Here is a 12,964-nt window from a genome sequence, read left to right as displayed (position 1 = left end):
CTCAAAGCCTTTGCGCCCGGAACGTATCGCAACTGCGGATGTCGCCACTCTGGAAGCCGGTGGCGAACCAACGGGATCTCTGTTCGGACGTGCCATGCGTGAATGTATGCGGCTGCGGCACGCGGCCCGCGCGTTCCTGCAAGTGATCGTCCCCGATCATCCGCGCCGCGTTCAACGCCTCTTCCAGATCACCGGGTTCAAGCAAACCATCGACTGATCGCGCCCAAACGCCCGACAGGCAATCCGCCTGCAACTCCAGCCGCACTGTCAGTGCATTGGCCTGCGTCTCACCTACCACCTGACGGCGTTCATTGACTTGCCCCAAGATGCCCAACTCGTTTTGCACATGATGCGCTACCTCATGGGCTATCACGTAAGCCGCTGCAAAATCTCCGCGGGCGCCCAGCTGCCGGGACAGGGTCGCAAAGAACGCGGTGTCAAGATAGGCTTTTTCATCCGCCGGGCAGTAAAAGGGCCCGGTGGCCCCACTGGCATTGCCGCAGGGCGAGGCGGTCACCCCTGAATAAAGCACCAGAACCGGCGGTTCATATGGCCGCCCAACCTGCGCCGGAAAGATGTCGCTCCACACCGTTTCTGTTGTGGCCAGCACCCGCGACGTGAACTCTGCCGCGCGCTCTTCTTCAGCGCTCAGTTCTCTGGAGGCAGGGGCAGGTTGTGTCGCCTGTTGCAACAGTGGCGTGACGTCGATTCCCGCGAAATAGCCGATGGCTAGGACCACCAAAAGACCGACCCCACCGATTCCTGCCCGACCGCCTCCTCCAGTGCGGCGAAGATCTTCGATATTGCGGCTGCCACGAACTCCTCTCAGGCGCATATGATCCCCCAATCACATTTTGAGGGTATGATACACAAGCCGTCGAGGCAGGGTAGCCCTTCGTCAGTCAGTGGTGCGGATCACCTTGGCCAAGGCCGAAAAAATCTGGTTGTTGGCGCATAAAACTGCGCCGTCTTCCAAGGGTACCTGCCCAGGACGCACACCTTCGACCAGCGCGCCCGCTTCCGACGCGATCAAAAGACCCGCCGCAAGATCGGTCACCGCGCCTTCGCGTTGCCAGAACCCGTCAAACCGACCGGCAGCCACGTAGGCCAGATCCAAGGCCGACGATCCCGAGGCACGCATGCCCGAACATTCCGGCATCACGCGCGCCAGATCCTTGAGCGTCGCAGGCAAGGTCCGCTTCACGCTGAACGGCACCGCATGACCCAGCACTGCTTCGACCAGCTTGGTCCGGCTCGAAACCCGAACGCGCTTGTTGTCGTTTAGCCAGGCACCCTGCCCTTTTTCGGCATAGAACATTTCGTCCTTGGCTGGATCGAACACCACCGCCGATACGATCTGCCCTTTGTGCTCTAGCGCAATCGACACCGAGAAATGAGGCTGCCCGTGCAGGTAGTTCGCGCGCCCCTCAAGCGGGTTTACGATCCAGCGGCGTGTTGGGTCTTCCCCCTCGGTCTCGCCCTCCGGCGTGAGGTACCCATAGGTGCCACGGGCGCCTGTCAGGTCATCGCGCAACAAAGCCCCTGCCGCCGCTGCCGCACGGGCGACAAACTCACCGGCATTCGCGGCCGAGGTCTGAAGGTTCTCGACCTCGCGGAAGTCCTTGTTAAGCGACCGACCCGCCTTGCGGGCGGCTTTGATCATGATGTTGAGATTGGCGCTGCCCTGCATCATGGGCCTCCGGCTGTTCGGGGTCAGACCGGGCGTATAAGCGGGACATCGGCCAATGCCAAGGGGGCGCGGGGTAATGACGGCATTTCACGACCCTGCGAGTTGTGTATCAATCTCCTTCTTTCCGTGGCGTTACCCCCCAACTCTGTCGCAGACTTGTTGAAAAAGGATGAACGCCCATGCATCGCCGCACATTTTCCACCATCGCCCTCGCCGCACCCGCACTTTTGCTCGCCCGCCCCGCATTCGCCCGCGAACCAGAGATTTATCAGGAAGGCGGCATCGCCATCGACGGCTCTGACCCCGTTGGCTATTTCACCACAAATGGCCCGGTGCCGGGCGGCGAAGTGACCGCTCAATACAAAGGTGCCACATGGCGATTTGCCGACCAAGCTTCCGCCGACGCCTTCGCAGCAAACCCCACCGCTTACGCGCCCGCGTTCGGAGGCTACTGCGCCTTCGCCGCCTCCCGCGGCTACCTCGCCCCGACAACCCCCGAGGCCTGGACGATCTACGAGGACCGCCTCTACCTCAACGCCAACCTCCGCGCCCGCGAATTGTGGCTTGAAGACGTGCCGGGCAACATCGCCAAGGGCGAAGCCAACTGGCCGGGAATTTTGGGGTGATCTTTGAGTGACGCGTAGACCAGACTTCAGCCCGGCTACGTAACTCGCAAAGCATTGTGCGAAATCAACTGTCGTTCTTAACTCGATCCAAATGAGCAACTAATCCCGAAAAAAACTGCACAAGAATTTGCTTAACTTGGCTCAAACTATAAATTATCTCTTCAATCTCAAAGTATGTATCCTCGTGGCAGTCTGTGAAAAAGTATTGATAACAATCAGATATTTGTGGGTCCTTTGAAATCTGTTTGATCCTTTTAGTGTCATTCCAATGAAAATGTTTGCTAGCATTGGCAGTAAGTTCAGCAATTTGAAGGCAGTTAGAAATATGCCGCAAATAATCGCAAGTGGCCAACTCGTTCGGAAAGCATGAAGTTTCACTATACCAATTCACCGCCTCGGACGGCAAATACAACGCTTTCTTTTTATCACGATAAAAACCAGCTTTCTGACTTTCTTCTTCATAGTACTGTCTAGTCCACTCAGAGAGTGCTTGAGCCGTTAGGAGAAAATTAAATACCATATCGGGATCAGGCGGTTGCTCTAGCTTAATCGCATCGCGCTTGAGCTTTTCAAGTAGGTCGCTTGGAGTAGCCAAGCCATAATTCAATATCGTGAGGCTCCGCCTATTTTGCATCAAAAAATGCTCTTATTTAGACCATAACACTGGCCGCGTCATAGTCGCGCCCGTTCTTCACTCAAATCGTTCCACTGGAACGATTTGACCCGGCTAAGCCGGATCGTTCAGAACCCCCTCAAACTCCCGCCATTCACCCTTGGACATGCCCGAGTTTTCCTGCGTCACACTCTCGCCCTTCAACATCCGCCGCAAGCAGTCCAGCGCAGTCGAGGACAGCGTGGCGCCCCCCATGCGGTAATCCTCGAAGGCGCGGTAGGCGAAGGGGACCCAGTCGGCGACGACTTTGCAAATCTCGTCGGCGTAAACCCTTATTTCATACTGCGCATGCGAATCTGCGCGCAGTCGAAGGAAATGGAGCAGGTTGTGCAGATCGACCTTCCAGTACCATTGCGTGTAGATATTCGCGGGCAGGTTCATCCGGGCCAGTTCGCGGGCCAATCCCTGCTGGCCGTCCTGGCTGATCATCTCTTCGTAGTGATCATAGCAGCGCATCGCATCCTCGCGCAGATAGCGCAGCACGCGATCGGCTTCTTCGCCCTCCAACGCCTCGCCGCGCCCTTGGTTGTTGATCACCGACTGCGCGTTCAGATGTTCGGGCGCAGGGATGTAGAACTCCCGGTCAAGAATCGAATACCGCGCGGAATATTCGTTGACGTTGGCGGTGCGGTGCCTGATCCACTGCCGCGCAACGAACACCGGCAATTTGACGTGCAGCTTGATCTCGCACATCTCGAACGGGGTCGAATGCCAGTGCCGCATCAGATATCGGATCAGCCCCTCGTCGTTCTGTACGGATTTTGTGCCCTTGCCGTACGACACACGCGCCGCCTGGCAAATTGCAGCGTCGTCGCCCATGTAATCCACCACACGGATGAACCCGTGATCCAGCACCGGATAGGCGGTATAAAGATGCCCCTCCATGCCTTCGCTGACCGCGCGCAAGGTCTGTTGCGGCGCGCTGCGCTGTTCGGTGATTTCGGCTTCTTGTTCCGGCGACAGGGGCATGGCGAATCCTTTCCCACTAGGATGAGTCGGCTTCGACTATATCTCGGGGGTATGCCCGTAGGAACCACCAAGGATGGTATCTTGCAGCAAGGCCGCAGTCAGGGCCTTTTTCACCTGCCAAGTGGTGCTTTGCGTTGACTTTCACCCCCGCCTGCCGGATTTTCTTCACCGAGTGGTCGCGAAGAGGACCAGAACAATCCGGGGCAGTATACCAATGACGCGCATTCTCCTTCTCATCCTCTGTCTGGGTTTCGTGGCCGCCTGCGAAAGCGGCGGTGGTGACGTTCTGCAAACTCCCGGCACCGGCGACGGTACGGATGGTGGCACCGATGGCGACGGCACAACCGACGAAACCCCGATCTCAAGCGATCGTGGCACCCCCGAACTGCCCCCCGGCACAACCGACCCCACGCCCAATTCCCAGATCGTCCGCAGAGAAGAACAAGACGAGGAAACTGGCGGCGGTTACGCGACCAACATCCGGTACTTGAACGATGAAGGTCAGGATGAATTCTTCGTCGATAACATCGCGTTCGACGGCAATAACGTCTACACCCGTGGCGACCCCGTGACAGGCGTCGCGCAACTTGGCTCGTTCGCCGTGTATGAAGGGGCAGAAACCACCGAAGACCCTGTAACCGGAACCGCGCTGCGCACCTTCACCTACCGCGCGATCTACGGACGCAGCACCAACGGCGAAACCGAATTCGCCATTGTGAGGTCGGGATCGTATGTCGATTTCGGCTTTGGCGGATTTGTCTATCAGCGCAACGGTTTTGACGATGACGGCAACGCTGTGAGTCTCGTTCTCCCTGAAGACGGCGATGCCCGCTACACAGGTGATTACGCTGGCATCCGTGTTTTCTCTGGGCGTGGCGGGCTTGAATATGTCGATGGCGACGCCGAAATGATCATCGACTTCAAAGACTTCAACGAAGGCAATCGCGGTGTCGCACTCTTTGTGAGCAACCGTCGCCTCTATGACATCACCGGAACAGAAGTCACAAGTGCATACCTTGAAGCGCTGGCACGAGGTGATGAGTCGGATGATGGCACGCCGACGCGGTCTTTGGTTCCTGAAACAGATGCCGAGGGTAACCCAGTCCTACCGCGAATCCGACCTGTCATTTCACCAGATGATGCCGACGCGAATGGCGAAGTCGCTGGCGAAGTATTTGAAATCGCCGAATTCGATAATGGCGAAGTGATCGAAAGCGGCGAGGGCACCTACTATGCCATTATATCTGGCGAAGGTGCGGGCGAAGTCGTCGGCGTTCTGGTTATGACGGGCAACGATCCGCGGTTTGCAGGTGGCTCCTACCAGGAAACCGGTGGGTTCATCGTCTACCGCCAGTGATGCAACTTTTGCGTCGTAAGATCGGCCTTGCTCTGGGCGCACTCGCCTTCGCTGCGGCACAAGCCTCGGCGCAGGCGGTTCTAACGCCAGGACAGATGCGCGATCTCGCCGGGCAAGCCGTGATACAGGGGCAAGCGGGGTTGGCTTTTGACCTCACAGGCGCCTTGATCGCGCGAGACGACACTGATCTTGACGCTCATTTGATCCGGTCTCGCGCAGCCCGCAATCTTGGGCGCAATGACGACGCTCTGACCCATGCGCGCCGTGCCTGGTCGTTGGCTGACGGGGAAGAGGCGCGCTATGCAGCTGCGCTTGCGATGGCGCAGGCGCTTTCGTCCTCCGGTCGGCGCACAGCTGCACAGCTCTGGCTGCGCCGAGCAATCCAGATCGCACCTGACGCGGCACACAAGGCGCGCGCGACCGAGGATTTCCGCTATGTGCGCCGCCAGAATCCATGGTCGACCGCGCTGCGGTTCTCGGTCACGCCCAGTTCCAACATCAATAATGGCAGCCGGAACGAAACCTCCGAGCTTTTCGGCCTCCCTTTCGAATTTGCATTGGAAGGCGAAGCGCGTGCCTTGTCTGGCGTCGAGATCGCGGGCGGCTTGAGCACTCGCTACCGGATCATTGACAGCGCACGGAAACGCACGGACCTGCTTTTCGGAGCCTCCCATCGGACTTATGTGCTGTCGGACGAGGCCAAGGAACTTGCGCCCGACGCCGACGGCGCGGATTTCGCGACCAGCTCCGTATTTTTTGGGGTGCAAGAGGATTACGCGTTACCCGGCGGCCGCGCGCGCCTTGGTTGGGACGCCCGACTGGGCCGCACGTGGTACGGCGGCGACCCGCTTTTGGCCTACACGCGGATTGGCGCGAATTATCGCCGCGCCACCGCAAACAACGGAATGTTGAGCCTGTCAGTCAACCACGAAGGCCAAGCCGGCGAAGGCACCCGCGAGGACGCTACGATCTGGAGCGCCCATCTTGGCTACGGTATGTCCTTGGCAAGCGGGAACACAATTTCTGTGTCTACCAGCTTTGTGAGATCCGAAAGCGATGCAGATTTTCTGGACTACACCCAGCGCGCGGTTTCGGCGCGGTACGGTTTGGGCTCGCCCATCGGGCCGGCGCAGTTGGACTTCGGTCTAACTCTTTCGGAAAAACGACATGACCGGTCAAGCCTGACGACCAACGGGCGCGACGAGCGCAGCATAGAAGCCCGTGTAACAGCCGCTTTCCCCGAGATGGATTTCTATGGCTTCATTCCGACCGTCACGCTGAACGCAGAACGCACGCACGCAAATATCGACCTTTACGAGACCGAGAACTTTGGCATTCAAGTGGGCATCCGGTCTGCGTTCTAAGACTGCTTTCCCACTCGACATCCGATTGAATTGGCCTAGCCTCTCTGGGAACCAACTCAAGAGGACACTATGCCCCTTCGCTACCTGCACACCATGGTCCGCGTGAAAGACCTAGACGCTTCAATGAAATTCTATGGATTGCTTGGCCTGAAAGAGACCCGGCGCACGGACAATGAAAAGGGCCGGTTCACGCTGATCTTCATGGCACCGGAAGGCCAAGAAGAATGCCCGGTCGAACTGACCTATAACTGGGATGGGGATGACGGGTTGCCGTCCGACAGCCGGCATTTTGGACACCTTGCCTACCGCGTCGACAATATTTACGAGACATGCCAGCATCTTATGGACAATGGCGTCACGATCAATCGTCCACCGCGCGACGGGCATATGGCCTTTGTGCGGTCTCCTGACAATATTTCGATAGAATTGCTGCAATTGGGTGACGCGCTGCCTCCGCAAGAGCCTTGGGCTAGCATGGAAAACACGGGTCACTGGTAATGTGATGCGGCGCTGGCTGGCTGCATTTGTTTGCGCTGTCTCTGCGTGGTTTTGGGTCCCGGCCCAAGCGCAGCCAGAGCATTGTCGGCTGGCGCTGCTTCTTGCACTGGACGTGTCTTCTTCGGTCGATGCCGAGGAATACATCCTTCAGCGTGATGGTCTTGCAGCAGCGCTGTCCGACCCGGTCATCCGTACCGCCATTCTGGACGGCAACGGCCATGTGTCGTTGGCGATCTATGAATGGAGCGGACGTCGTCAAAGTGCGATGGTCAGCAACTGGACCGCACTGACCGACAACGCCGCGATTGACAGCGTGATTGAGAACCTGATGTCAGCGCCTCGCAGCCACACCCGGTTTCCGACCGCCATGGGCTATGCGCTGGGGTATGGTGCGATGCTCTTGGCGCGCGGTCCCGAATGTGACCGACAGGTGATAGATTTGTCAGGCGACGGAGAAAACAACGACGGCTTTCCGCCACATCTCGCCTACAAGAACTTCCCCTTTTCCAATGTCACAGTGAATGGTTTGGCCGTATTAGGCGGATCAGATGACGTTTTGGATTATTTCCATCGCGAAGTCCGCTTCGGCTTTGGGGCGTTTGTCGAGACGTCCGAAGGATACCAAGGGTATCGCGAGGCAATGACCCGAAAACTGTTCCGCGAATTGAACGACATGATCCTTGGGGCCAACCCCATTCAGGGCCCGCGACCCGGCTAGTAGATATATCGGATCTGGTCGGTCCAATAGCGTTCCATGCGGCGCAGAGTGCTGCTCATGTCTTCCAGCGTGTTGAAGTCGATTACGTTCTTTGAGATCAGCCCATCAGCGTGGCGGGCGAACAGCGCGGAAATCAAGTCGCGGATTTCGCGGCCTCGTGGGGTCAGCCGAACCCGAACCGACCGCCGGTCGATTTCGCACCGCTGGTGGTGCATGTATCCCATGTCCACCAATTTCTTGAGATTGTAACTGACATTGCTGCCCTGGTAATACCCACGGGTTTTCAATTCCCCCGCCGTCACTTCATTATCACCGATGTTGAACAGAAGCAGGGCCTGAACAGCATTGATTTCGATGATGCCGACCCGTTCAAATTCATCCTTGATCACATCCAGAAGCAATCGGTGGAGACGCTCCACCAGTGCAAGCGCTTCGAGATAGCCGTCCAGCATGCCGCCGGCACCACCCTTGTTCACTGCTGCATGAATGCTCATTGCTGTCTCCGCCTTGTCAGTCAGGCAGGAGAATCACCGATAATCCCCAATAATCGGTTAAGCGGCACGAATTCGTTCGATTCAGCGCTGAAACGCGACTTCCGAAATATCCGCAATCATGTCACGCAAGCTGTCAGGCGCCGGTTTCTGGCCGCTGACCCATTGATACAAATCCTGATCGTTCTCGGACAACAAGGTATCGTAGCGATCCAGCATCGCGTCATCAAAGCCTTCAAGCCGCTGTTCGGCATAGCGCGAGAGAATGATGTCCATCTCCTTGATCCCTCGGCGCATCGACCGCATGGAAAGGCGCTTCAGACGATGTTCGCGAGGTTCGTTCATGTCGGTTGCACCATCAACTTGCGCAGGCGTTTTTCAAGACGTGCCAACTGCTCGGCCTTGTAGTGCAGTTCGGATTTCATTTCACGGATTTCAAGAATGATTTCTGTCAGGTCAGACGGCACGGTCTCGGCATCGGGGCCGTCGATGCCTTCGCCTTCTCCGTTGATGAGCCACATCATCGAAACATTCAACAAACCGGCAAGCATCGAAAGGCGGTTGGCACGCGGTTCGGCCACATCGTTTTCCCAATTGCGCAGCGTGCTTTTCTTGACACCCAACCGCTTGGCCAACGCCTCCTGCGTCATACCGGCTGCCTCGCGAGCGGCAGTCATGCGGTCGCCGAAGGTTGCAATTTCAGGGGCATACCAGTTCTGGTCGCTTTCGGTCATTGGTTCTCCTTTCGCGATCGTCGCTTGATCGTGTTTCTTGCGCACCCTAAGACAGTCGCGGTGCAATCACAAACAGGGGCCGACCATGCCATTCCTCTCCGACACTCTTGCCCGCGTTAGCCCTTCGCCCACAGTTGCCGTTTCGCAAAAAGCGATGGAGCTGAAGGCAGCAGGTCACGATGTCATCGGTCTGGGTGCCGGTGAGCCTGACTTTGACACACCCGACAACATCAAGGCCGCTGCAATTGCGGCGATCGAAGCGGGAAAAACGAAGTACACCGCAGTTGATGGCATTCCCGAGGTCAAACAGGCGATCTGCGCCAAGTTCAAGCGAGAGAACGGGTTGGACTATTCCCCGTCGCAAGTGGCGGTCTCTACAGGTGGCAAACAGGTGCTGTACAACGCGCTGCTGGCAACGCTGAACCCCGGCGACGAGGTGATCATCCCGGCCCCCTACTGGGTCAGCTACCCAGACATGGTGCGCCTGGGCGGCGGTGAACCAGTGATTGTCGAAACGACGCTCGAAGATGGGTTCCGCATTTCTCCCGAAGCGCTGGAGGCAGCCATCACCCCCAAGACCAAGTGGTTCATCTTCAATTCGCCGTCGAATCCGACCGGCGCGGGCTATGGCCACAACCAGTTGAAAGCATTGACAGATGTTTTGATGCGACATCCCCATGTCTGGGTGATGACAGATGACATGTACGAACATCTGGCCTATGACGGGTTCCAGTTCTGCACCCCTGCACAGGTCGAAGCGGGGCTTTATGATCGAACGCTAACGGTGAACGGAGTGTCGAAATCCTATGCGATGACCGGCTGGCGGATCGGCTATGCAGCAGGTCCCGAACACCTGATCGCGGCTATGCGCAAGCTGCAGTCGCAATCCACAACCAACCCCTGCTCGATCAGCCAATGGGCAACGGTTGAAGCATTGAACGGCCCGCAGGAATTTCTGGCCGAGCGCAACGAGGCGTTCCGCAAGCGGCGGGATTTGGTGGTTTCCGGGTTGAATGCCTGCGAGGGCATCACTTGCGCCATTCCGGAGGGCGCGTTCTATGTCTATCCATCCATTGCTGGCTGCATCGGCAAGACCAGCGCAGGGGGCACTTTGATCGACACGGACGAGGCCTTTGCAACGGCGCTTCTGGAAGAGCACGGCGTTGCAGTCGTCTTTGGCGCAGCGTTTGGCCTAAGTCCTTATTTTCGCGTCAGCTATGCGACATCGGATGAAGCTTTGTCCGAAGCATGCCGCCGCATTCAAACCTTTTGCGCCGGTCTGTCCTAATTCAGGGCTGCGGTCAGGCCGTGAAAATTCCCCCGGTCATCCGGTCGCCCCAAGGCTGGCTTACCGAAACGTAAGTTGTTAGCCTGAGACAACACGGGCGTGAGGCAGATATGGCTGGAGACCTTCCTGATTATTATTTCAGGGTTCGCGAGAACGGAGCTCTTGTTTTTCGGGTGGATACCGAAAACCCGCAGCGGCGGATCGAGATGGACCAGATCGCCGTGGTCAACATCCGCAATGGCGAAATCAAACCTCACGGCGATCGCACACTCAGCGACGAGGATGTCACAGTCATCCGTGACTGGATGCAGGATCGGCAGGTGATTCTGGCCGATCGCGAAGTGGACGACATTCTGCGCACAGTGGATCATCTCAACCTCACCACCCAATGGGCTCAATCCCGCGCCACAGAGGACCAACTGGAAATCGTCACGGATACGCTGCTGCTGGCAATGCACGATCTGCGGGGCGTTCTGGTCCGGCGCAAGGCCGAGCGCTTGATGAAGGGTGACACGGCACGCTGACGCTTCCCCCTTGCCGCACGCTCTGCCATACTGGCGCGCAAAGCAACAAACACAGAGCAGCTGCCATGGCCGAAGACCTCCTCTCCGGACACGAACCGACCGACTATGATGCGTCCTCAATCGAGGTCCTGGAGGGGCTGGAACCCGTCCGCAAACGCCCCGGCATGTATATCGGCGGCACAGATGAACGGGCATTGCATCACCTCGTTGCCGAAGTTCTCGACAACTCGATGGACGAAGCCGTGGCGGGCCACGCCAACCGGATCGAGGTGGAACTGCACGAGGATTACGCCGTCACCATCCGCGACAATGGGCGCGGCATTCCGATTGATCCACACCCCAAGTTTCCGGGCAAATCCGCGCTCGAAGTGATCCTGTGTACGTTGCACGCGGGCGGCAAGTTTTCGGGCGATGCCTACGAGACATCCGGCGGTCTGCACGGGGTTGGCGCGTCGGTGGTGAACGCTTTGTCGGATTCGATGGTGGTGCAGGTCGCGCGGAACAAGGAAGTCTACGAACAGCGCTTCTCGCGCGGCGTGCCGCTTGGCCCCGTGGCCAAGGTCGGTGCAGCGCCGAACCGTCGTGGGACAACTGTCACCTTTCACGCGGACGAGCAGATCTTCGGCTCGCACCGGTTCAAACCCGCGCGTCTGCTCAAAATGGTGCGGTCCAAGGCTTATCTGTTTTCCGGCGTCGAGATTCGTTGGAAATCCGCGATCAACGATGGCGAAACGCCGACCGAAGCCACGTTCCATTTTCCCGGTGGTCTGAGCGATTATCTGACAGAAACACTGGGCAGCGCCTCGACCTATGCGGACAAGCCGTTCGCCGGAACGGTCGAGTTTCGTGAAAAGTTCAATGCACCGGGCAAAGTGGAATGGGCGATCAACTGGACGCCATCGCGCGACGGGTTCATCCAGTCCTATTGTAACACTGTCCCAACCCCCGAGGGCGGCACGCACGAAGCCGGGTTCTGGGCCGCGATCCTCAAGGGTATTCGCGCCTATGGCGAATTGTCGAACAACAAGAAAGCCGCGCAGATAACCCGCGACGACCTGATCACGGGCGGTTGCGCGCTCGTGTCCTGTTTCATCCGTGAGCCAGAATTCGTGGGTCAGACCAAAGACCGCCTTGCCACCACTGAAGCACAGCGTCTGGTCGAAGGGGCTGTGCGCGACCATTTCGACAACTGGCTGGCGGCGGACACGAAATCCGCAGGTGCAATCCTCGACTTCCTAGTGCTGCGCGCTGAAGAGCGGTTGCGGCGGCGGCAGGAGAAAGAAACACAGCGCAAGTCAGCGACGAAAAAACTGCGGTTACCAGGCAAGCTTGTCGATTGTTCTTCGTCAACCCGTGAGGGCACGGAATTGTTCATCGTCGAAGGCGACTCGGCCGGTGGATCGGCCAAGATGGCGCGGGACCGCAAAACACAGGCATTGTTGCCGCTGCGGGGAAAAATCCTGAACGTTCTGGGCGCTGCCTCCTCTAAACTGGGGACCAATGCCGAGATCAGCGATCTGACACAGGCCTTGGGTGTGGGGCTCGGGACGAAATTCAATGTGGACGATCTTCGTTACGATAAGATTATCATCATGACAGACGCCGACGTCGACGGCGCACATATTGCAGCGCTTTTGATGACATTTTTCTTCACCCAGATGCGCCCGATGATCGACACCGGGCATTTGTATTTGGCCTGCCCACCGCTGTACCGGCTGACGCAGGGCGCCAAGCGGCTTTACGTGTCGGACGATACCGAAAAAGATCTGATGATGGAAAAGGGCCTTGGCGGCAAAGGCAAGATCGACGTCCAGCGCTTCAAGGGTCTGGGCGAAATGGACGCGAAGGACCTCAAAGAAACTACAATGGACCCGGCGTCCCGCAAGCTGATCCGCGTGACGATTGACGAAGATGAACCGGGCGAAACCGGCGATCTAGTGGAACGTCTGATGGGCAAGAAGCCGGAGTTGCGGTTCCAGTATATTCAGGAGAACGCCCGGTTTGTTGAGGAGTTGGATGTTTAGGTAGTGTG

General features: G+C 57.9%; 15 protein-coding genes. 8 read left to right on the top strand and 7 right to left on the bottom strand.

The features are described from left to right. Position 1 precedes the first annotated feature (1 nt). On the bottom strand, positions 2-835 hold the full coding sequence (ypfJ, locus tag MCRY_RS07630) for a KPN_02809 family neutral zinc metallopeptidase (protein ID WP_085628883.1): 834 nt from the start codon (positions 833-835) through the stop codon (positions 2-4). Between the two features lie 63 nt (positions 836-898). Beyond that, positions 899-1,690 (bottom strand): inositol monophosphatase family protein, encoded by a 792-nt coding sequence (locus tag MCRY_RS07625; RefSeq protein ID WP_085628971.1) that lies wholly within the window; start codon positions 1,688-1,690, stop codon positions 899-901. Positions 1,691-1,869: 179 nt separating this feature from the next. Between MCRY_RS07625 and MCRY_RS07620 the strand changes: the two genes are divergently transcribed. Continuing rightward, complete coding sequence (locus MCRY_RS07620; protein WP_085628882.1) at positions 1,870-2,316, top strand: YHS domain-containing (seleno)protein; 447 nt, start codon at positions 1,870-1,872, stop codon at positions 2,314-2,316. A 64-nt stretch (positions 2,317-2,380) separates the two neighbouring features. On the opposite strand, the gene MCRY_RS07615 is transcribed toward MCRY_RS07620, so the two are convergent. Then, the gene (locus MCRY_RS07615; protein ID WP_138487530.1) at positions 2,381-2,923 is read right to left on the bottom strand and encodes a hypothetical protein; all 543 of its coding nucleotides are present in this window, start codon (positions 2,921-2,923) and stop codon (positions 2,381-2,383) included. A gap of 120 nt (positions 2,924-3,043) precedes the next feature. After that, a complete protein-coding gene (gene thyX / locus MCRY_RS07610) occupies positions 3,044-3,958 on the bottom strand; it encodes an FAD-dependent thymidylate synthase (RefSeq protein ID WP_085628880.1) in 915 nt (304 codons plus the stop codon). 214 nt (positions 3,959-4,172) lie between these two features. Here thyX and MCRY_RS07605 point away from each other — a divergent pair, with 214 nt between their 5' ends. The 4 genes from MCRY_RS07605 to MCRY_RS07590 all read left to right on the top strand — a co-directional run bounded on the left by MCRY_RS07605 (position 4,173) and on the right by MCRY_RS07590 (position 7,895). After that, positions 4,173-5,315, top strand: coding sequence for a hypothetical protein (locus MCRY_RS07605; protein ID WP_085628879.1), 1,143 nt, complete (start codon positions 4,173-4,175; stop codon positions 5,313-5,315). An 8-nt stretch (positions 5,316-5,323) separates the two neighbouring features. Further along, on the top strand, positions 5,324-6,679 hold the full coding sequence (locus MCRY_RS07600; protein ID WP_139834090.1) for a hypothetical protein: 1,356 nt from the start codon (positions 5,324-5,326) through the stop codon (positions 6,677-6,679). Positions 6,680-6,748: 69 nt separating this feature from the next. Further along, entirely contained in the window at positions 6,749-7,177 is a 429-nt protein-coding gene (locus MCRY_RS07595; RefSeq protein WP_085628877.1) for a VOC family protein, read from the top strand. A 4-nt stretch (positions 7,178-7,181) separates the two neighbouring features. Further along, entirely contained in the window at positions 7,182-7,895 is a 714-nt protein-coding gene (locus MCRY_RS07590) for a DUF1194 domain-containing protein (protein WP_085628876.1), read from the top strand. Here the strand turns inward: MCRY_RS07590 and MCRY_RS07585 are convergent. From MCRY_RS07585 to MCRY_RS07575, 3 genes are all read right to left on the bottom strand, one after another. After that, positions 7,892-8,389: a MarR family winged helix-turn-helix transcriptional regulator gene (locus MCRY_RS07585; RefSeq protein ID WP_085628875.1), complete on the bottom strand. Its 498-nt coding sequence runs from the start codon at positions 8,387-8,389 to the stop codon at positions 7,892-7,894. The genes MCRY_RS07590 and MCRY_RS07585 overlap by 4 nt on opposite strands. Positions 8,390-8,470: 81 nt before the next feature. Beyond that, positions 8,471-8,731: a succinate dehydrogenase assembly factor 2 gene (locus MCRY_RS07580; protein ID WP_085628874.1), complete on the bottom strand. Its 261-nt coding sequence runs from the start codon at positions 8,729-8,731 to the stop codon at positions 8,471-8,473. Further along, on the bottom strand, positions 8,728-9,120 hold the full coding sequence (locus MCRY_RS07575; protein ID WP_085628873.1) for a helix-turn-helix domain-containing protein: 393 nt from the start codon (positions 9,118-9,120) through the stop codon (positions 8,728-8,730). Before MCRY_RS07575 ends, MCRY_RS07580 begins: the two co-directional genes overlap by 4 nt. Before the next feature lie 85 nt (positions 9,121-9,205). Between MCRY_RS07575 and MCRY_RS07570 the strand changes: the two genes are divergently transcribed. From MCRY_RS07570 to parE, 3 genes are all read left to right on the top strand, one after another. Continuing rightward, complete coding sequence (locus MCRY_RS07570; protein WP_085628872.1) at positions 9,206-10,408, top strand: pyridoxal phosphate-dependent aminotransferase; 1,203 nt, start codon at positions 9,206-9,208, stop codon at positions 10,406-10,408. A 110-nt stretch (positions 10,409-10,518) separates the two neighbouring features. Further along, the gene (locus tag MCRY_RS07565; protein WP_085628871.1) at positions 10,519-10,932 is read left to right on the top strand and encodes a hypothetical protein; all 414 of its coding nucleotides are present in this window, start codon (positions 10,519-10,521) and stop codon (positions 10,930-10,932) included. 65 nt (positions 10,933-10,997) lie between these two features. Beyond that, positions 10,998-12,956 carry a DNA topoisomerase IV subunit B gene (gene parE / locus MCRY_RS07560; RefSeq protein ID WP_085628870.1) on the top strand — a complete coding sequence of 653 codons (1,959 nt, stop codon included), beginning with the start codon at positions 10,998-11,000 and terminating at the stop codon, positions 12,954-12,956. The last annotated feature ends 8 nt before the right edge of the window (positions 12,957-12,964 follow it).

Source organism: Marivita cryptomonadis, assembly GCF_002115725.1.
GTDB classification, from domain to species: Bacteria; Pseudomonadota; Alphaproteobacteria; order Rhodobacterales; family Rhodobacteraceae; genus Marivita; species Marivita cryptomonadis.
This window is presented reverse-complemented; position numbering and strand designations above follow the sequence as displayed.

Coding starts and splice junctions, on each gene's coding strand:
- ypfJ (WP_085628883.1), bottom strand. CDS start 835: ATGCGCCTGAGAGGAGTTCGTGGCAGCCGCAATATCGAAGATCTTCGC.
- MCRY_RS07625 (WP_085628971.1), bottom strand. CDS start 1,690: ATGCAGGGCAGCGCCAATCTCAACATCATGATCAAAGCCGCCCGCAAG.
- MCRY_RS07620 (WP_085628882.1), top strand. CDS start 1,870: ATGCATCGCCGCACATTTTCCACCATCGCCCTCGCCGCACCCGCACTT.
- thyX (WP_085628880.1), bottom strand. CDS start 3,958: ATGCCCCTGTCGCCGGAACAAGAAGCCGAAATCACCGAACAGCGCAGC.
- MCRY_RS07605 (WP_085628879.1), top strand. CDS start 4,173: ATGACGCGCATTCTCCTTCTCATCCTCTGTCTGGGTTTCGTGGCCGCC.
- MCRY_RS07595 (WP_085628877.1), top strand. CDS start 6,749: ATGCCCCTTCGCTACCTGCACACCATGGTCCGCGTGAAAGACCTAGAC.
- MCRY_RS07590 (WP_085628876.1), top strand. CDS start 7,182: ATGCGGCGCTGGCTGGCTGCATTTGTTTGCGCTGTCTCTGCGTGGTTT.
- MCRY_RS07585 (WP_085628875.1), bottom strand. CDS start 8,389: ATGAGCATTCATGCAGCAGTGAACAAGGGTGGTGCCGGCGGCATGCTG.
- MCRY_RS07580 (WP_085628874.1), bottom strand. CDS start 8,731: ATGAACGAACCTCGCGAACATCGTCTGAAGCGCCTTTCCATGCGGTCG.
- MCRY_RS07575 (WP_085628873.1), bottom strand. CDS start 9,120: ATGACCGAAAGCGACCAGAACTGGTATGCCCCTGAAATTGCAACCTTC.
- MCRY_RS07570 (WP_085628872.1), top strand. CDS start 9,206: ATGCCATTCCTCTCCGACACTCTTGCCCGCGTTAGCCCTTCGCCCACA.
- MCRY_RS07565 (WP_085628871.1), top strand. CDS start 10,519: ATGGCTGGAGACCTTCCTGATTATTATTTCAGGGTTCGCGAGAACGGA.
- parE (WP_085628870.1), top strand. CDS start 10,998: ATGGCCGAAGACCTCCTCTCCGGACACGAACCGACCGACTATGATGCG.